The 19,669-nt window shown below is 71.4% G+C and carries 13 protein-coding genes; 7 read left to right on the forward strand and 6 right to left on the reverse strand.

The window, feature by feature from the left end; translation table 11 throughout:
• The first annotated feature begins 730 nt into the window (after positions 1-730).
• The 5 genes from AC0KTA_RS32475 to AC0KTA_RS32495 are packed head-to-tail and all read left to right on the forward strand — an operon-like array spanning position 731 to position 8,985.
• Positions 731-3,814, forward strand: coding sequence for a sensor histidine kinase (locus tag AC0KTA_RS32475; protein ID WP_481051761.1), 3,084 nt, complete (start codon positions 731-733; stop codon positions 3,812-3,814).
• Positions 3,811-4,251, forward strand: a complete 441-nt coding sequence (locus tag AC0KTA_RS32480) for a roadblock/LC7 domain-containing protein (protein WP_478461361.1) — start codon at positions 3,811-3,813, stop codon at positions 4,249-4,251. Before AC0KTA_RS32475 ends, AC0KTA_RS32480 begins: the two co-directional genes overlap by 4 nt.
• A gap of 9 nt (positions 4,252-4,260) precedes the next feature.
• Entirely contained in the window at positions 4,261-4,662 is a 402-nt protein-coding gene (locus AC0KTA_RS32485) for a DUF742 domain-containing protein (protein ID WP_481051762.1), read from the forward strand.
• 25 nt (positions 4,663-4,687) lie between these two features.
• Positions 4,688-8,362 carry a hydantoinase B/oxoprolinase family protein gene (locus tag AC0KTA_RS32490; protein WP_481051763.1) on the forward strand — a complete coding sequence of 1,225 codons (3,675 nt, stop codon included), beginning with the start codon at positions 4,688-4,690 and terminating at the stop codon, positions 8,360-8,362.
• Between the two features lie 17 nt (positions 8,363-8,379).
• Positions 8,380-8,985: a GTP-binding protein gene (locus tag AC0KTA_RS32495; protein ID WP_016642952.1), complete on the forward strand. Its 606-nt coding sequence runs from the start codon at positions 8,380-8,382 to the stop codon at positions 8,983-8,985.
• A gap of 148 nt (positions 8,986-9,133) precedes the next feature.
• Here AC0KTA_RS32495 and glpK read toward each other — a convergent pair whose 3' ends face one another.
• The 5 genes from glpK to AC0KTA_RS32520 form a co-directional block, all read right to left on the reverse strand.
• The gene (glpK, locus tag AC0KTA_RS32500; RefSeq protein WP_481051764.1) at positions 9,134-10,693 is read right to left on the reverse strand and encodes a glycerol kinase GlpK; all 1,560 of its coding nucleotides are present in this window, start codon (positions 10,691-10,693) and stop codon (positions 9,134-9,136) included.
• A gap of 24 nt (positions 10,694-10,717) precedes the next feature.
• Positions 10,718-11,470, reverse strand: a complete 753-nt coding sequence (locus AC0KTA_RS32505; protein WP_481051765.1) for an MIP/aquaporin family protein — start codon at positions 11,468-11,470, stop codon at positions 10,718-10,720.
• A gap of 359 nt (positions 11,471-11,829) precedes the next feature.
• On the reverse strand, positions 11,830-13,020 hold the full coding sequence (locus AC0KTA_RS32510; protein ID WP_481056642.1) for a lipid-transfer protein: 1,191 nt from the start codon (positions 13,018-13,020) through the stop codon (positions 11,830-11,832).
• The gene (locus AC0KTA_RS32515) at positions 13,017-13,442 is read right to left on the reverse strand and encodes a Zn-ribbon domain-containing OB-fold protein (RefSeq protein ID WP_481056643.1); all 426 of its coding nucleotides are present in this window, start codon (positions 13,440-13,442) and stop codon (positions 13,017-13,019) included. Before AC0KTA_RS32515 ends, AC0KTA_RS32510 begins: the two co-directional genes overlap by 4 nt.
• Positions 13,443-13,495: 53 nt before the next feature.
• Complete coding sequence (locus AC0KTA_RS32520) at positions 13,496-14,308, reverse strand: M15 family metallopeptidase (RefSeq protein ID WP_481051766.1); 813 nt, start codon at positions 14,306-14,308, stop codon at positions 13,496-13,498.
• 71 nt (positions 14,309-14,379) lie between these two features.
• Between AC0KTA_RS32520 and AC0KTA_RS32525 the strand changes: the two genes are divergently transcribed.
• Positions 14,380-14,913 carry an NUDIX domain-containing protein gene (locus AC0KTA_RS32525; protein WP_481051767.1) on the forward strand — a complete coding sequence of 178 codons (534 nt, stop codon included), beginning with the start codon at positions 14,380-14,382 and terminating at the stop codon, positions 14,911-14,913.
• A 158-nt stretch (positions 14,914-15,071) separates the two neighbouring features.
• Here AC0KTA_RS32525 and AC0KTA_RS32530 read toward each other — a convergent pair whose 3' ends face one another.
• Complete coding sequence (locus AC0KTA_RS32530; protein WP_481051768.1) at positions 15,072-17,429, reverse strand: glycoside hydrolase family 31 protein; 2,358 nt, start codon at positions 17,427-17,429, stop codon at positions 15,072-15,074.
• Positions 17,430-17,663: 234 nt separating this feature from the next.
• On the opposite strand from AC0KTA_RS32530, the gene AC0KTA_RS32535 reads away from it, so the two are divergent.
• Positions 17,664-19,646 (forward strand): acetoacetate--CoA ligase, encoded by a 1,983-nt coding sequence (locus tag AC0KTA_RS32535; RefSeq protein WP_481051769.1) that lies wholly within the window; start codon positions 17,664-17,666, stop codon positions 19,644-19,646.
• Positions 19,647-19,669 lie beyond the last annotated feature (23 nt).

Consider the following 19,669-nt stretch of genomic DNA (forward strand, 5'->3'; position numbering starts at 1 on the left):
TCCTCGGCTCCGCGGTCCGCCGTTCCATCCGCTTCTCGCCCAACTCCTTTTCCATGCGCGCCACATCTTCCGTGCGCGCCACACCGGCGCTCGCGAGCTTCCCGCTCTTGGACTTTCCGCTCCCGGGCGCCCCCTGCCCGGACGCCACGTCCCGGGAAGCCCGGTGGCGCTCTGTCGTGCCCATCAACTCGTCACTCCCCCCGCTGCCTTGCCTGTGCCGCTGTTCTGCCCCTGTGTCGCGGCCGGCCCGTCGAGAGCTCTCATGTCCGACTCTCCACTTGCTGCCCGTTTTACGCTGCTTTAGGCCGCGCCGCCAGGGCCTCCGCCGCTTGTACCGCTCTACCGCCGACTCTCGTGCCGTCCGGCCCCCGTGCCGCTCCGTCCCCGCGCGCACCACCCTCGTACTGATCGACGAATGGGCGCCGCGGAAGATTCCCGTCCCGGGACGAGAGATCCCCTTTCGGCCCGAACGGTTCCATCTGACGAACACTTCAGGCCAACTGGGCCCGGTGGCACGGGTGATGGAGCCGTCCGGCATGTGCCGCATGCGGGAGACAATCTCCCCCAATGGGCGGACAACTGGGGACGCCCCTTTCGCGTCACGGCCGAAAAGCGTCCGGACGTGCCTTCGAGTTGCCCGTGTGTCAGTAGTAGGCTCGCGCCGTTTATTGACGCACATGTGTGCCCCAGGCCATTGCGCGGCTGTCAGGGGACCGATCTGGGGGAGGCCATGCGCTTTCGCGGGAAGTCCATCCGCCGGAAGATCGTGGCATTGCTGCTCGTGCCGCTCGTGTCCCTCACGGCGATCTGGGGCTTTGCCACCTTCCTCACCGGGCGCGAGGCGAACAAGCTCATCGACACCGCCTACATCATCGACGACCTGGCCAGACCCGTTCAGGACACCGCCCAGGTGGTCCAGGAAGAACGCCGCCAGACCCTCGTCTACCTGGCGGACCCCCGCGCCTCGGACGCCCTCGCCGCACTGCGCCGCAGCCGCGAGGCCACCGACAAACACGTGGCCGTAGTCGAGTCCAAGGCCAAGAGCTCCGACTCCCGTGATGCCCTCGACGGCCGGTCCGAGGAGCGCCTGACCGTCGCCCTCGATGCCTTCAAGGGGCTCGACGCGCTGCGCCGCACGGTCGAGGAAGGCACGATCAGCCGCGACAAGGCGCTGAAGATGTACACGCGCCTGACCGACCCCTGCTTCGGCTTCCTGATGACGCTCAACGCCCTCGACGACGTGGGCGTCACCGCAGAGGGCCGCGCGCTCGTCGGTATCGGCCAGGCCCGCGAACTGCTGTCCCGCGAGGACGCGTTGATCGGTTCCGCCCTGGTCGCGGGCACCGTCACCAAGGGGGAGATCCGCCAGGTCTCCGACCTCGTGGCGCAGCGCACCATGCTCCTCGACAACAGCCTCGCGCAGCTCCCCGACGACGAGCGCGCCCGCTACGAGCGCTTCTGGAACGGCGCCGAGACGAGCCGGCTGCGGGACGCGGAGAAGACCCTGATGGAGTCCGGCGCGGGCACCCCCCGCGCGGTCACCTCCAGTGACTGGAACCGTGAGGCGGACAAGGTCCTCACGAGCCTCTCCGACCGCAACGAGGACGCCGTCGAGCGCCTGCGCGACCGGGCCCGCCCGGAGGCCGTAGGCGTCATCGTGCAACTCGCCGTGGCCGGTGTGCTCGGTCTGATCGCCGTACTCGTCTCCGTCTTCCTTTCCGTACGCGTCGGACGCAGCCTCATCCGCGACCTGCGCCGCCTGCGCCTGGAGGCCCACGAGGCGTCCGGCGTGCGGCTGCCCGGCCTGCTGCGCCGCCTCGCGTCCGGCGAGCAGGTCGACGTGGAGACCGAGGCCCCCCGCCTGACCTACGACAAGGACGAGATCGGGCAGGTCGGCCAGGCCCTCAACACCCTGCAGCGCGCTGCCGTCGAGGCCACCGTCAAACAGGCCGACCTGCGCCGCGGCGTCTCCGAAGTGTTCGTCAACCTCGCCCGCCGCAGCCAGGTCCTGCTGCACAAGCAGCTCACGCTCCTCGACTCCATGGAGCGCAGGACCGAGGACACCGACGAACTCGCCGACCTCTTCCGCCTGGACCACCTCACCACCCGCATGCGGCGGCACGCCGAAGGCCTCGTGATCCTCTCCGGTGCCGCCCCCTCGCGGCAGTGGCGCAAGCCCGTCCAGCTCATGGACGTCGTCCGCGCGGCCGTCGCCGAGGTGGAGGACTACGAACGCATCGAGGTGCGCCGCCTGCCCCGCATCGCCGTCACAGGCCCCGCGGTCGCCGACCTCACGCACCTGCTGGCCGAACTCCTGGAGAACGCCACGGTGTTCTCGCCGCCGCACACCGCGGTGCAGGTCCTCGGGGAGCACGTCGCCAACGGCTTCACCCTGGAGATCCACGACCGCGGTCTCGGCATGGCCTCCGAAGCCCTCCTCGACGCCAACCTCCGCCTCGCCGAGACCCCCGAGTTCGAGCTGTCCGACACCGATCGCCTCGGCCTCTTCGTAGTCAGTCGGCTGGCCCAGCGCCAGCGCGTGCGGGTGTCACTCCAGCCCTCCCCGTACGGCGGCACCACCGCCGTCGTGTTCATACCGGAGTCGCTGCTCACCGACGACGTACCCGACACCGGAGGCGTCGGATTCCGTCTGGACCGGCCGCAGCCGCAGAAGTCGGTGGGCGGCGCCGCCGACAAGGACCGCGCTGCGGCGCTCGCGCAGGTGCCCGTCGAACTGCCCGGACTGCCCGCGTCCCTCCTGGACGGGCCGGTCGAGCTCGAGGCGCCGGTCGGCATGGCCGGGCTCGACGGCTTCCCGGGCGCCCTGGAGGACGAGGACAGTGAGCGCGGCGGACTGTTCCGCCCGCGCCGCCGCGTCGCGGAGACCGCGGGCGAGCAGCACCAGCAGGCCCGCGACGCGCACGAGTCCGACCTCGACGAACCGGCCCGCGCAACCGACTCCGCCGGCCATGACGCCCTGCACTCCGAAGAGCCCGTGGACGACGAGCTCGCCCCCGACGGCACCACGCCCCTGGCTCGCCGCCGCGCGCCGAAGCTGGTCTCCTCGCACGGTCGCCGCGTGGGCCCCACGCGCACCCGCGACACCGAAGCCGCCGACCCGGAGGGCGACGACGCCCGCGCGCGCCGCGGCGACAACGGTGCCGGACGGCCCGGCCGCGGCCTCGCGCGCGGGGCCGATGTCCGAGGCGGGGGTGACGGTTTCGGGCCCTCCGCGCGGGATACCGTCGACTCCTCCGGAGACGCCGATCTCGGTCTGCCGATCCGCCGCCGTTCGGACGCGGGCTGGCCCGATCTGACCCCGCCGCGTCCGCTGGGCACGGACGCCACGGCCGGAGCGCAGCCTCGCCTGCCCCGGCGCCGCCCTATGTCGGACGCACCGCGGACCACCACCCGTACGGAGCCGGCGCCGCGTACCCGTACGGAGACAGCGCCCGGTGCGGACCGGGCGGCAAGGACGGACAGAGGACCCATGGACCGGGCCGCAGGCAGCACGGAGACGCCGCCCCGCACGGCAGCCCAGGAACCGGCCGCACCCGCCGCGGGCGGCCTGCCCCGCCGGGTCCGGCAGGCGAGTCTCGCCCCGCAGTTGAAGGACAGCCCGGACCGCCGCACGGAGCTCGACGCGGCCCCCGCCGAGGGGGCCGGAGCGGAGGAGCGCGACGCCGACGAGGTACGCAGCCGGATGGCTTCGCTCCAGCGTGGCTGGCAGCGCGGCCGCGAAGAGAACGCCTCGGGCGACGACGTCCCGGACGGCGCAGCACCAGGAACGACATCTGAGGGGGACGGTCGATGACCGCACCGAAGGCCGACGCACGCACCACCGCGACCGGGGGATCGGGAGAGCTGAACTGGCTCCTCGACGACTTGGTGGAGCGCGTCGCCAGCATCCGCAAAGCGCTCGTGCTCTCCGGAGACGGCCTGCCCACGGGCGTGTCGAAGAATCTGACGCGCGAGGACAGCGAGCACCTCGCCGCCGTCGCGTCCGGATTCCACAGCCTCGCCAAGGGCGTCGGGCGCCACTTCGACGCGGGCAAGGTCCGGCAGACGGTCGTCGAGCTGGACGACGCCTTCCTCTTCGTCACGGCCGCGGGCGACGGGAGCTGCCTCGCCGTCCTCTCGGACGCGGACTCCGACGTCGGTCTGGTCGCGTACGAGATGACGCTGCTGGTCAAGAGGGTGGGTGTGCATCTGGGTTCGGCGCCACGCACCGACCTGCCCACGGGAGGGTAGTGGGAGGGCATGAGCGACGACGACGGTCAGGCCGAACTGCGCCACTGGTTCGACGACGACGCCGGTCCGGTGGTGCGCCCGTACGCCATGACGCGCGGGCGCACCACCAGCGCGGCCCAGCACCGCCTCGACCTCATCGCGGTGGTGATCGCGGAGTCGCGTGCCGAGGAGACGGAGGCCGACCAGACGCTGTCCCCGGAGCACGTGGACATCGTCGGCCTCTGTCGCGACACTCCGCAGTCCGTCGCGGAACTCGCGGCGGAACTGGACCTTCCGATCGGCGTGGTCCGCGTCCTGATCGGTGATCTGGTCGACGACCGACTGGTGCACGTGACCCGCCCCGTACCGCCCGCCGAGCTGCCGGACGAGAGTATTCTGCGCGACGTGATCAATGGCCTCCGGGCGCTCTGAACAGCGCGAAAGCGGGGATTGAGACGTGACAGGCTGGCAGTTCTGGGTCGACAGGGGCGGCACGTTCACGGATGTCGTCGCACGCCGCCCGGACGGCGGCCTGCTCACGCACAAGCTCCTGTCGGACAACCCCGCGCGCTATGCCGACGCGGCCGTCGCGGGCATCCGGGAACTACTCGTCCGGGCGGGCGCGCTGGACGCGGGGGCCGCGCGCGGCGCGGGTGACGTACCAATCGACGCGGTGCGCATGGGCACCACCGTCGCCACCAACGCCCTCCTGGAGCGCAAGGGCGAGCCGACCGCCCTGGTCATCACGCGTGGCTTCCGCGACGCGCTGCGCATCGCCTATCAGAACCGGCCGCGGATCTTCGCCCGTGACATCGTCCTCCCCGAAGAGCTCTACGAGCGTGTCATCGAGTTCGACGAGCGCGTCGGCGCCGACGGCGAGATCCTGCGGACGCCCGACCTCGACGCGCTCGCCGGAGCCCTTCAACAGGCCTACGACGACGGGATCCGTGCCGTCGCCGTCGTCTGCATGCACAGCCATCTGTATCCCGCCCACGAGCAGGCGGCCGGTGACCTCGCACGCCGGACCGGCTTCCCGCAGGTCTCGCTCTCCAGCGAGGCCAGCCCGCTGATGAAGCTCGTCCCGCGCGGCGACACCGCCGTCGTCGACGCCTATCTGTCGCCTGTCCTGCGGCGCTACGTAGAGCACGTCGCCGATGAACTCCAGGGCGTGCGGCTGATGTTCATGCAGTCCAACGGCGGACTCGCCGAGGCCGGCCAGTTCCGTGGCAAGGACGCCATCCTGTCCGGGCCCGCAGGCGGCATCGTGGGGATGGCCCGCATGTCGAGGCTCGCCGGGTTCGACCGGGTCATCGGTTTCGACATGGGCGGTACGTCCACGGACGTGTCGCACTACGCAGGGGCGTACGAACGGGTCTTCACGACCCAGATCGCGGGCGTACGCCTGCGTGCCCCCATGCTCGACATCCACACCGTCGCCGCGGGCGGCGGCTCCGTCCTGCACTTCGACGGCACCCGCTACCGCGTGGGACCCGACTCGGCGGGCGCGGACCCCGGCCCCGCGAGCTACCGCGGCGGCGGCCCGCTGACGGTCACCGACGCCAACGTGGCCCTCGGCCGCATCCAAGCCGCCCACTTCCCCCGGGTGTTCGGCCCGGACGGCGACCAGCCACTCGACGACGCGCTCGTCCGCGACCGCTTCGCCGACCTCGCCCGGGAGATCACCGAGCAGACCGGCGACGACCGCACCCCGGAGCAGGTCGCCGAGGGCTACCTCCAGATCGCGGTCGCCAACATCGCCGCCGCCGTGAAGCGCATCTCGGTCCAGAAGGGCCACGACGTCACGCGCTACGCTCTGACGACGTTCGGCGGCGCGGGCGGCCAGCACGCGTGCATGGTGGCCGACTCGCTCGGCATCCGCACCGTCCTCGTACCGCCCATGGCGGGCGTCCTGTCCGCGCTCGGCATCGGCCTCGCCGACACGACGGCGATGCGCGAGCAGTCCGTGGAGGCGCCCCTGGAGGCCTCCTCGATGCCGCGCGTGCACAAGACGGCCGACGACCTGGAGGCCGCGGCCCGCGACCAGCTCGCCGCGGAGGACGTGCCGGCCGACCGCGTGCGCGTCACGCGCCGCGCCCACCTGCGCTACGACGGCACCGACACCACGCTCACCGTCGAGCTCACCGAGCCGGACGCCATGACCCGCGCCTTCGAGGAAAGCCACCGCGCCACCTACTCCTTCACCCTGGACCGGCCCGTCGTCGTCGAAGCGCTCTCCGTGGAGGCCACCGGACTCACCGAGCCCCCGGACCTCTCGGTGCTCGGCGGCGCCGCCCGGCACGGCACCGCGCGGACCGTGCGCCTGCACACGGGCGGCTCCTGGCGCGAAGTGCCGCTGCACCGGCGTGAGGAACTGCCGCCCGGCGAGCGGGTCACCGGGCCCGCGATCATCACGGAGGCCAGTGCCACGACCGTCGTGGACGACGGCTGGCGGGCGGCCATGACCGACGACGGGCACCTGGTCATGGAACGGGTGGCGGCGCCCGCGGGTTCCGACGCCAAGACGGAGGCCGACCCGGTCCTCCTCGAGGTCTTCAACAACCTCTTCATGTCGATCGCCGAACAGATGGGCGCCCGCCTGGAGTCCACCGCCCAGTCGGTCAACATCAAGGAGAGGCTCGATTTCTCCTGCGCCCTGTTCGACCCGGACGGCAACCTCGTCGCCAACGCTCCCCACATCCCCGTCCACCTGGGCTCCATGGGCACCAGCGTCAAGGAGGTCATCCGCCGCCGCGGCACCACCATGCGGCCGGGCGACGCCTACGCGGTCAACGACCCGTACCACGGCGGCACGCACCTCCCCGACGTCACCGTCATCACGCCCGTCTTCGACACCTCCGGAGAGCGGATCCTCTTCTACGTGGCCTCGCGCGGCCACCACGCGGAGATCGGCGGCATCGCGCCCGGCTCCATGCCGGCGCACAGCCGCACCATCGACGAAGAGGGCATCCTCTTCGACAACTGGCTGCTCGTCGAAGCCGGCCGCCTCCGCGAGGCCGAGACCCAGCGCCTGCTCACCGAGACCCGCTACCCCTCGCGCAACCCCGCCACCAACCTCGCCGACCTGCGCGCCCAGATCGCCGCCAACCAGAAGGGCGTCGACGAAGTGGGCCGCATGATCGACAACTTCGGGCTCGACGTCGTACAGGCCTACATGCGGCACGTCCAGGACAACGCCGAGGACTCCGTACGCCGCGTCATCGACGCCCTGGAAGAGGGCGAGTTCACCTACGAGACCGACTCGGGGGCCATCATCCAGGTACGTGTCTCCGTAGACCGCGAACAACGCACGGCCACTGTGGACTTCACCGGGACGTCGCCCCAGCTGGACACCAACTTCAACGCGCCCTTCGCCGTGGTCAACGCCGCGGTCCTGTACGTCTTCCGCACGCTGGTCGACGACGACATCCCCCTCAACGACGGCTGTCTGCGACCGCTGGACATCATCGTGCCGACCGGCACCTTCCTGTCGCCGGAGCCGCCGGCGGCCGTCGTCGCGGGCAACGTGGAGACCTCACAGGCGATCACCGGCGCCCTCTACGGAGCGCTCGGTGTACAGGCCGAGGGCTCCGGCACCATGAACAACGTCACCTTCGGAAACGACCGGTACCAGTACTACGAGACGGTGGCCTCCGGTTCCGGCGCGGGCGACGGCTTTGACGGCGCCTCCGTCGTGCAGACCCACATGACCAACTCGCGGCTCACCGACCCCGAAGTCCTGGAGTGGCGGCTGCCGGTCGTCCTCGAGGAGTTCGCCGTACGTCACGGCAGCGGCGGCAAGGGCCGTTGGCGGGGCGGGGACGGCGCCGTACGGCGCGTCCGCTTCCGTGAGCCCATGACGGTCTCCACGCTGTCCCAGCACCGCGTGGTGCCGCCCTACGGCATGGCGGGCGGCGAGCCGGGGGCGCTCGGCTCGGGCCGCGTGGAGCGCGCCGACGGAGGCGTCGTGCTGCTCGACGGCAGCGACTCGGCCGACGCGGGACCCGGCGACGTACTCGTGATCGAAACACCGGGCGGCGGCGGATACGGACCACCGCCCCCTGCACCCACCGGCGCACACGCGGCACCGACGCACCACGCCCCGACCGACGTACGCGACACCACTGATGACTGATGCAGGAGAAGAGAGCAATGATCTTCAAGCGTTCTGAGCGCGGTACGGCCCCCGTCGAGCCGGTCACGCTGAAGATCCTGGTGGCGGGCGGCTTCGGCGTGGGCAAGACGACCCTCGTCGGCGCGGTCAGCGAGATCAAGCCACTGCGCACGGAGGAGAACCTCAGCGAGGCCGGGCGGCCCGTCGACGACACCAACGGCGTCCCGGGGAAACACACCACCACCGTGGCCATGGACTTCGGCCGGATCACACTGCGCGAAGACCTGGTCCTGTACCTCTTCGGCACCCCCGGACAGGACCGCTTCTGGTTCCTCTGGGACGAGCTGGCCACCGGGGCGCTCGGGGCCGTGGTGCTCGCCGACACCCGCCGCCTGGAGGACTGCTTCGCCGCCGTCGACTACTTCGAACGCCGCTCCATACCGTTCGTCGTCGGCGTCAACTGCTTCGAAGGAGCGACGCGTTACCCCTCCGACGCGGTACGCCACGCCCTGGATCTCGACGAGAAGACCCCCGTGGTGCTGTGCGACGCGCGCGAGAAGGAGTCCGTCAAGGAGGTCCTGATCGACGTCGTGGAGCACGCGATGGCCATCGGGGCGGCGGCCAGGGAACCGGTCGCCACCTGACGCCGGCGGTCACGGCCCGTACCCTCGCCGACCGGGGTACGGGCCGCGTATCGGCCACGCGCGCGTGCGACCGGGCGACCGTCCACGCGCGCGTGCCTGCCCCGCGGGCCTCGGGCGGGGCGAGGGCCGGGGCCGCGCGGCAAGCGCCTCAGCTTCCGCCGTCGCCTTCCCCGGCGGCGCCGTCAGCGCCGTCAGTGCCGTCTTCGTGCCACCCGAAGCTGCGCTCCACCGCCTTGCGCCAGTTGCGGTACTCGCGCTCGCGCTCGCCCTCCGCCATCTGCGGCGTCCACTCGGCGTCGCGCTGCCAGTGGGCCTTCAGCTCGTCCAGGTCGTTCCACACGCCCGTCGCGAGCCCCGCGGCGTACGCGGCGCCCAGGCACGTCGTCTCGGACACCCGCGGCCGGATCACGGGCACGCCGAGCACGTCGGCCTGGTGCTGCATCAGCAGGTTGTTCTTGGTCATGCCGCCGTCCACCTTCAGGGTGGTGATGCGCACCCCGGAGTCCTGGTACATCGCGTCGACGACCTCACGGGTCTGCCAGCTCGTCGCCTCCAGGACCGCGCGGGCGAGGTGCGCCTTGGTGACGTACCGCGTGAGGCCGGTGACGACACCGCGCGCGTCGGAGCGCCAGTACGGCGCGAACAGGCCGGAGAACGCGGGCACGATGTAGGCGCCGCCGTTGTCGTCCACGCTCGCCGCGAGCGTCTCGATCTCGTCCGCGGTGCGGATGATGCCGAGCTGGTCGCGGAACCACTGCACGAGCGCCCCGGTGATCGCGATGGAGCCCTCCAGGCAGTACACCGGAGCCTCGGAGCCGATCTTGTAGCCCATGGTCGTGAGCAGGCCGCTCTTCGAGACCACGGGCCGGTTGCCGGTGTTGAGCAGCAGGAAGCTGCCCGTGCCATAGGTGTTCTTGGCCGTCCCCGTGTCGTAGCAGGCCTGTCCGAAGACCGCCGCCTGCTGGTCGCCGAGCGCGGAGGCGACGGGGACGCCCGAGAGCTGCCCGACGGCCGTCCCGTACACCTCGGCCGACGACTTGATCTCCGGGAGGACCGCCTCCGGGACACGCATCGCCGACAGGATCGAGGAGTCCCACTGGAGGGTCTCCAGGTTCATCAGCATCGTGCGCCCGGCGTTGGTGACGTCGGTGACGTGCACGCCGCCGTCCGTGCCGCCGGTGAGGTTCCAGATGAGCCAGGAGTCGATGGTCCCGAAGGCGATGTCGCCGCGCTCGGCGCGCGCCCGCAGGCCGGGGACGTTGTCGAGCAGCCAGGCCGCCTTGGGCCCGGAGAAGTAGCTCGCCAGCGGCAGTCCGGTCTGCTCGCGGAAGCGGTCCTGGCCGTCCGAGCCGCCCAGTTCGTTGCAGAGCGCCGATGTCCGGGTGTCCTGCCAGACGATCGCGTTGTGCACCGGCTTGCCGGTGGAGCGGTCCCACAGGACCGTCGTCTCCCGCTGGTTGGTGATGCCGAGCGCGCTGAGCTGGTCCGCGCGCAGGCCCGCCTTGGCGAGCGCGCCCGCCACGACCGCCTGCACCTTCGACCAGATCTCGGTGGCGTCGTGCTCCACCCAGCCGGGCTTGGGAAAGATCTGCCGGTGCTCGCGCTGGTCCACGGCGACGATCGCGCCGTCCTGGTCGAAGACGATGCAGCGGCTCGAGGTGGTGCCCTGGTCGATTGCGGCGACGTACTTCACGGAGCTGTCCGTCATGGCTACCCCTTGGAGGAAGGCTGCTCAGAAGGCTGCGTTGTAGAGGAGACCCGCGAGGAGTCCGCCGATCAGCGGCCCGGCGACCGGAACCCAGGCATAACTCCAGTCCGACGTCCCCTTGTTCGGGATCGGCAGGAACTGGTGCACGATGCGCGGGCCGAGGTCACGCGCGGGGTTGATGGCGTAGCCGGTGGGCCCGCCGAGCGAGAGGCCGATGCCGACGACGAGGAAGGCGACGATCAGGATCTGGGTGCCGGACTCGCCGAGCCCCTTGGTGAGGCCGAAGGCGAGGATGGGCAGCACCAGGGCGGCGGTCCCGATGATCTCCGTCAGCAGGTTGGCGACCGGGTTCCTGATCTCCGGGATGGTGGAGAAGATGCCGAGCGTCGGCGTGGGGTTGTCCGTGCCGGGCCCGCCCTTGGCGCCACGTGTTGCGTTGGCGTTGAACTGCGCGAGATACACCAGGTACGCGAGGACGGCCCCCAGCATGGCGCCGATCATCTGCCCCGCCAGATAGATCCAGACCTTGTCCCATTTCTCGGTGTCGACGGCGATGCCGAGCGTGACGGCCGGGTTGAGATGGCCACCGGACAGCGGCGCGGCGGTGTAGGCACCCGCCATCACACCGAAGCCCCAGCCGAACGCGATGACGACCCACCCGGAGGCCTTGGCCTTCGAGTGGTTCAGGGTGACGGCGGCGCACACGCCGGCGCCGAGGAGAATCAGGATCGCGGTGCCGATGATCTCACCGACGAAGATGTCCCCATTCGAGTACATGGCGGCTCCTAGGCCTTCGCCCGGGGTGGTGGGCCCCGGTACTCCGTGCAGGGTGCGTTCCCATGACTACTGCCCGGCCACTGCCCGCCGCGATGGCCGAGGGCAGGGGATCCCGCGCCCCGCCCGGCCTCGGTGACGAGCGTGCCGTCGCAGTCGAATCGCCCATGGGGGATGACCCGTTGAACTGGCTCTTTGCGCGGAGCCTTGGAGCGCACGGGCCCTGAGCGGCGAGGTGCCGAAGAGCGGCGATGCCGACTGACAACGGGAAGTGTTCACCGGTGGTGATGGAGCGTCAAGGTCGCGGACGCCACCGGTTAACCGGTGCGACGCCTTCCGTCACGGATCTCCAGGGGACGATGTCAGCGCACCGTGACCACCGACGAGCCGTGCCCGAACAGCCCCTGGTTCGCGGTGATCCCCACCCGCGCCCCCTCGACCTGCCGCGCCCCCGCCGTGCCTCTCAACTGCCAGGTCAGTTCACACACTTGGGCGATGGCCTGGGCCGGAACGGCCTCTCCGAAGGAGGCGAGTCCACCACTGGTGTTCACGGGTATGCGCCCGCCGGGCGCGGTCGTGCCCTCCCGCAGAAGCTTGGCCCCCTCGCCCGCACCGCACAGGCCCAGGTCCTCGTACCACTGGAGCTCCAGGGCCGTCGACAGGTCGTAGACCTCGGCCACGGAGAGGTCCTCGGGGCCGATGCCCGCCTCTTCGTACGCCGCGTGTGCGACGGACTCCCGGAAGGTGCGCTCCGCGGGTGGCACGGCCGCTGCCGAGTCGGTGGCGATGTCCGGCAGGTCCAGGACCGTGTTCGGATATGTGGGCGTGACGGTGGACACCGCGCGGATGCGCACCGGCGCTGCCGCGCCGTGCCGGCGGGCGAACTCCAGGGTGGACAGCACGAGCGCCGCCGCCCCGTCCGACGTGGCGCAGATGTCGAGCAACCGCAGCGGATCGGCGACGACTGCGGAGGCGGCGACTTCGTCGGCAGTGACGGACTTGCGGTAGCGCGCGTGCGGGTTGAGCGCCCCCAGGGCCGCGTTCTTCACCTTGACGTGGGCGAAGTCCTCCAGGGTGTCGCCGTGCACCGCCATGCGGCGGCGGGCGTACAGCGCGAAATACGCGGGGTTCGTGGCGCCGAGGACGCGGAAGCGCAGCCAGTCCGGGTCGTCCGGCCGGTCGCCTCCAGCGGGCCGGAAGAAGCCCTTCGGGGCGGCGTCGGCGCCGACCACGAGGACCACGTCGGTGAGGCCGGCGAGCAGCTGGGCGCGCGCCGTGGCGATCGCCTGGGCCCCGGACGCACACGCCGCGTACACGCTCGCCACGCGCGCGCCCTGCCAGCCGAGCGCCTTCGCGAACGTCGCCCCCGCCACGTACCCGGGATAGCCGCCCCGCACGGTGTCCGCGCCGACGACGGACGTGACGTCCCGCCAGTCGACCCCCGCGTCCGCCAGGGCCGCTCGCGCCGCCACCGTCCCGTACTCGACGAAGCCGCGTCCCCACTTGCCCCAGGGGTGCATGCCCGCGCCGAGCACCGCCACGTCGCCGGTCATGCCCTCACCCCCACCGGCCGCCAGTGCCACGTCGTCCACGTCTCCCCGGGGACCTCATTGAGCACCCCGGGGACGACCTCCACCTCCATGCCGACCTCCAGGTCGGCGACGGTCACACCCGGAGCCGCCTGACCGAGCACCACCATGCGCTCCGCCGGCAGCTCCACAGCGATCAACGTGTAGGGCTCCCAGGGAAGTTCCGGGTCCGAGACGTACGGAGCGGGCGGACGGTAGCGGCCGTCGGTGTACGACCACACGCGCCCGCGCCGCGACAGCGCGACCTCGACCAGCTCACCCCCGGCGCACCCGGGATTCCGGCAGAAGCCGTCCTCGCGCGGGAAGAAGACCGCGGCGCACGCCGCACACCGCGTGCCGAGCAGCCGGAAGCCGTCCCCCCCTCCGTCGAACCACCGCGCCACCACGGGCGTACGCACTCGCGACAAGGCCCCTCCCGGACACTGGATCTGACGGAACGTCAGAAGTGTGCCACGGGCAGTGCCCGGCGCGACACCGGGAAGTCGAAGTAGGTGTCGGGGAAGGGCTCGGGCTTGTACGTGAAGTGCCACCACTCCTCGGGAAGGTTGACGAAGCCGGACTTCGCGAGCGTGTTCCGCAGCAGGTCCCGGTGTGCGCGCTGCTTCCCGGTGACGCGGGGGTCGTCGGTGTGGGACAGCGTGTCGAAGCAGTCGAACCCGGTGCCCATGTCCACGGAGTTGTCGGGGAAACGCTCACTCCGGGGCGCGTAACAGGGCTTCAGCGGCTCTCCAGGGATGTACGGCCGGGTCGGCTTCGCCGGGAGCCGCACGATCGTCAGATCGACCGTGGAGCCCCTGCTGTGCCCCGACTTCTTGGCGATGTAGCCGTCTTCGAAGAGGCGCGTCTTGTCCACCCGGGGATAGAACTCACCCTTCATGCGCTCGTCCCGCAGATCCTCGGCCCACCGCACGAAGTGGTCCACGGCCCGCTGCGGCCGGTAGCAGTCGTACACCTTCAGGGAGTAGCCCTTGCGCAGCAGGCTCCGCTGCGCCTTGTGCAGTGCCTTGGCGGCGGGTTCGGTGAGGATGCACATCGGCTTCCGGTAGCCGTCGATGGGCTCACCCACGAAGTTGTGCGGCGTGTAGTAGCGCATCTCCTGGATGATCGTCGGGTCCACGTCCCTCAGTGCCACGAAGCCCTTCGGGGCTTGGGGTTCGGTGTGGGCCTGGGCGGGAGCGGGCGCCATGGCCGCGGCGAGCAGGGCGGCGGCGGTGACCGCGAGTCTCCGCAGAGCGGGGGCGAATGCTGTCATGTACCCGCGTCTATCAGGAGGTTGGCCCTCCGTGGAAGACCGGCGCTCGGAGATCGGATACAGTCCGCCGCGTGTCCCCATCCCTGCACCCCACCAACCCTGCACCGGATTCCCACTGCTCAAGCTGTGGCGCGCTCTATGGAGACCACGTCACAGGCTGGCCCCGCACCTGCCCGGACTGCGAAACCGTGGCCTACCGGAATCCGCTTCCCGTCGCCATAGCCCTTCAGCCGACGTACGACACGAAGGGCACCGGCCTTGTCGTCGTGACCCGGTCCATCGCCCCCGCGCGCGGGGGCACCGCCTTGCCCGGCGGCTACGTGGACGACCGCGAGGACTGGCGGCACGCCGTCGTCCGGGAGCTCAAGGAAGAAACCGGTATCAGCGCGGCGAGCCACGACGTACGGATCGTCGAGGTGCTCAGCTCGCCCGACGGACATGTGCTGCTGTTCGGCCTGCTGCCCGAACGGTCCGCTGCCGACCTGCCGCAGTCCGCGCCGACCGACGAGACCGAGGGCTGGGAGCTCCTTCACCGGCCCGCCGAACTCGCCTTCCCTCTGCACACGTCGGTGGTGCGGGCATGGTTCGAAGGGCGTTACATCTGATGCGGAGAGTGCCGCATGTGAGGTGAGGGCCGCGCGGGCCGAGGAAGGCCCGACGGCGCACCTGAGGTGAGGGCCGCGCGAGCCGAGGAAGGCCCGACGGCGCACCGGCCGACGCGTGTTCCGCGGGCCGCCAAGGCCCGCTGCCCGGCCCGGTCGCCTCACAGGCCGCGTATCCGCACCGCGTACTCCAGGGCGCGCTCCGGCTCGTCGCCCTCCTTCTCGACCAGGAGTTCGTCCCCGCTCCAGCGCACGCCGAAGCGCTGGAGCTCCGGCTCCTCCCACCCGTCACCGGCGTCCGCGATCACCAGACCGCTGCCGGTACGCCCCTTCGCGGGCGCCCACACCTCCAGGGCGAGCCGCCCGTCCTCGCCCCGGACGGGCAGCACCGCGCCCGCCCGCGCGAGCACCGGTATGCGGGACAGGGGAGCGTCCAGGAGGACCCGACGGGGCCCTTCGTACGCCTTCCCGGTCGCGGTGTCGTACCACCGGCCGGGCGGCAGCCGCACAGCCCTCTCGACGACCCCCTCCCACAGGACGGGCGCGACCAACAGACTGTCCCCGAGCAGGAACGCGTCCTCGCAGTCCCGCAGAGCTCTGTCCTCCGGAGACCCCCACCACAGGGGACGCGCATACGGCGCACCAGTGCGCCGTGCCAGGTGCGCGAGCGTCACGAAATACGGCAGCAGCCGACCGCGCTCGGCGAGCGCCACGCGCGCGTGCTCCAGCACATCGGGCCCGAACTCCCAGGGCTCCCTGCGACCGGCGTGCAGCGCCGCATGCGTACGGAACAGCGGGAGGAACGCGCCGAGTTGGAACCAGCGCAGATACAGTTCCGGCGACGGACTGCCGTCGAAGCCCCCGATGTCCGGTCCGGAGTACGGCACCCCGCACAGACCGAGCCCGAGCACCAGGGCGAGCGAGGCACGCAGCCCCGGCCAGTCGCTGGCCACGTCGCCCGACCATGTCCCTCCGTAGCGCTGCATTCCCGCCCAGCCGGAGCGCGAGAAGAGGAACGGCCGCTCCGTGGGCCGCAGTTCACGCACCCCCTCATAGCCCGCGCGGGCCATCCCCAGGGCATAGACGTTGTGCGCCTCGCGATGATCGCCGCCTCGGCCCTCCAGGGCGTGCCGGGCGGAACGGGGAAGGGTCGTCTCACCGAAGGCCGCGAACGACACCGGCTCGTTCATGTCGTGCCAGAAGCCCGCGAAACCCTGCGCGAACCGCTCGTCGTAGAGCCCGCCCCACCACTTGCGCACCCGCCCGGCCGTGAAGTCCGGATACACCGACTCACCGGGCCACACCAGGCCCCGCACGGCCCGCCCCGCCGCGTCCCGCACGAACGCGTCCGCTGCCGCCCCGCTGTCGTACACGGCGTTCCCCGGCTCGGCCTTCACCGCCGGATCCACGATCGACACCAGCCGGATGCCCGCCCCGCGCAGCTCGGCGGCCAGCTTCGGCAGGGAAGGGAAGCGCTCCTTGTCCACCGTGAACACCTGGTGTCTGTCGAAGTGGTCGATGTCCAAGTGCAGGGCGTCCAGGGGCAGGTCGCGCTCCTGGTAGCCCGCGACGATCCTCCGCACCTCCTGCTCGCTGCCGAAGCCCCACCGCGCGTGGTGGTGGCCCAGCGCCCACGTCGGCGGCACCGCGGGCGCACCGGTGAGCGTCGCCCAGGAGTGCAGCACGCGCGCGGGGGTGCCCATCATGACCCAGCACCGCAGCGGCCCTCCGTCCATGCGGACCTCGCACGACCCGGCCCTGTCGTGGCCGGAACCGGCGCCCTCCCGGCCCTCGCGCACGGTCACCGTGCCGTCCCAGGAGTTGTCATGGAAGACCAGATGGGTCCCGACATCGGCGACCACCCACTGGACCGGCATCGTGATGTACAGCGGATCGTCCCCGGGCCCGAAGGAGCCACCGGGATCCGTGTTCCACAAGCGGTACGTCCCGTTCCGCAGCCGCGGCCCCGAGGCCCGCCCACCGAGACCGAAGAATCGCGCGTCCGGCGCCACCTCCGACCGCTGCACCCAGCGGGCCGTGCCGCCCGCGACCGGCTCCCACCAGCGCGGCGGCAGGTCGCGCCGCAGCATCACCCCGCCGGGCGTGCGCAGCTCCACCGCCCCGTGCCGCGAGACGACGACGGTCGCCCGCTCCGACACCACCCGCCAGCCGCCCTCCTTGTCGGGCTCGAGCACGGCCCGCGGATCCGCCTCGGGACTGCCACCCGCCAGCGCGTACGACGGATCGGGCTCGGCCCCGTCCCAGCCCCAGAACACCGCCCCGCCCGACGTGACCCGCACCCGCAGCTCGGACCGCGCGAACCGCACCACTCCACCGCCCAGCCCGGGCTCCACCAGGGTGACGGGACCGGGCGTCCGGGCCCGCTCGGCACCCCTCGCCGGCAGACCCGCCGCGTCGGTACGCCGCCGGCGCCACGCCGAGCGCACCATGCGCAACCTATGGGCCGTGTCGGACAGGCCGACCGCCTTCACCGAACGCACCAGGTCACGACCGTTCATGCAGCTCACCCTGCCACCGAAGGCGCAGCAGGTGTACCTCGTTCAACTGCCGTTCATCCCGAGCGCCGACTTGTGTCACCAACTCTCTCCGGAGCCACCCCACACTGCCTCCCGGCAGGACACCCTGGTGCGGAAGTCGATCACATGGCATCGTCCGTGTCAGCCGTGTCACGCGCACACCACGCCCGTGCCCGCGACAGCCGCCCACAATGCGCACAGCCCAGGAGCAGACCCATGTCCTCAGCGAATCCCTCACCGCTCTGGCAGCCGGACCAGCAGCGGATCGCAGGCGCACAGGTCACGCGTTTCCAGGCCTGGGCCGCCGAGCACCACGGAGCGCCCGCCACGGGCGGCTACGAGGCCCTGCACCGCTGGTCCGTCGACGAGCTCGACACCTTCTGGAAGGCCGTCACCGAATGGTTCGACGTGCGCTTCTCGACGCCCTACGCGCGCGTGCTCGGCGACCGCTCCATGCCCGGCGCCGAGTGGTTCCCCGGCGCCACCCTCAACTATGCCGAGCACGCCCTGCGCGCCGGCGAGGACCCCGCGCGCGCGGACACCCCGGCCATCCTCCACGTGGACGAGACACAGGACCCGACCCCGCTCACCTGGGCCGAGCTGCGCCGCCAAGTGGGCTCCCTGGCCGCGGAACTCCGTGGCCTCGGCGTGCGCCCCGGAGACCGCGTCAGCGGCTACCTGCCGAACATCCCCGAGGCCGTCGTCGCCCTTCTCGCGACCGCCGCCGTCGGCGCCGTCTGGACGTCCTGCGCGCCCGACTTCGGCGCCCGCAGCGTCCTCGACCGCTTCCAGCAGGTCGAACCGGTCGTTCTCTTCACGGTCGACGGCTACCGCTACGGCGGCAAAAAACACGACCGCCGCGACACCGTCGCCGAACTGCGCCGCGAACTGCCCACCCTGCGTGCGGTCGTCCACATCCCGCTGCTCGGCACCCCGGCCCCCGAAGGCGCCCTGGAATGGTCCGCGCTCACGGCGGCGGACACGGCCCCCGTCTTCGAAGCCGTCCCCTTCGACCACCCCCTGTGGGTGCTCTACTCCTCCGGCACGACGGGACTCCCCAAGGCGATCGTCCAGTCCCAGGGCGGCATCCTCGTCGAGCACCTGAAGCAGGTGGGCCTGCACTGCGACCTCGGCCCCGACGACCGGTTCTTCTGGTACACGTCCACCGGCTGGATGATGTGGAACTTCCTCGTCTCCGGCCTGCTCACGGGCACGACGATCGTCCTCTACGACGGCAGCCCCGGCTACCCCGACACCGCCGCCCAGTGGCGCGTCGCCGAGCGCACCGGAGCGACCCTCTTCGGGACGTCCGCCGCGTACGTCATGGCCTGCCGCAAGGCGGACGTGCACCCCGCGCGTGACTTCGACCTCTCGCGCGTGCAGTGCGTGGCCACCACCGGATCGCCGCTGCCGCCGGACGGATTCCGCTGGCTGCACGACGAGTTCGCCGACGCCTCCGGAGAGGTGTGGATCGCCTCCGTCAGCGGCGGCACCGATGTCTGCTCCTGCTTCGCGGGCGCCGTACCGACGCTGCCCGTCCACATCGGCGAACTCCAGGCCCCTTGCCTCGGCACCGACCTGCAGGCGTGGGACGCCCAGGGCAAGCCGCTCATCGACGACGTCGGGGAACTCGTCGTCACCAACCCCATGCCGTCCATGCCGATCCGCTTCTGGAACGACCCCGACGGCAGCCGCTACCACGACAGCTACTTCGACACCTATCCCGGCGTCTGGCGGCACGGCGACTGGATCACCCTCACCTCGCGCGGCTCCGTCGTCATCCACGGCCGCTCCGACTCGACGCTCAACCGCCAGGGCGTACGCATGGGTTCGGCCGACATCTACGAAGCAGTGGAACGCCTCCCGGAGATCCGCGAGTCCCTGGTCATCGGCGTCGAGCAGCCCGACGGCGGCTACTGGATGCCGCTGTTCATCCACCTCGCACCCGGCGCCGCGCTGGACGACGACCTGCGCGCCCGCATCAAGGGGACCATCCGCGAGCAGCTCTCACCCCGCCACGTCCCGGACGAGGTCATCGAGGTGCCCGGCATTCCGCACACCCTCACGGGCAAGCGCATCGAGGTCCCGGTCAAGCGCCTCCTCCAGGGCACCCCGCTGGAGAAGGCGGTCAACGCGGGCTCGGTCGACAACATCGGACTGCTCCGCTTCTACGAGCGGCTGGCCCGCGAACGCGCCTGAACCCCGCACGCCCAGCGGTCATT

The organism is Streptomyces sp. Y309 (genome assembly GCF_056712025.1).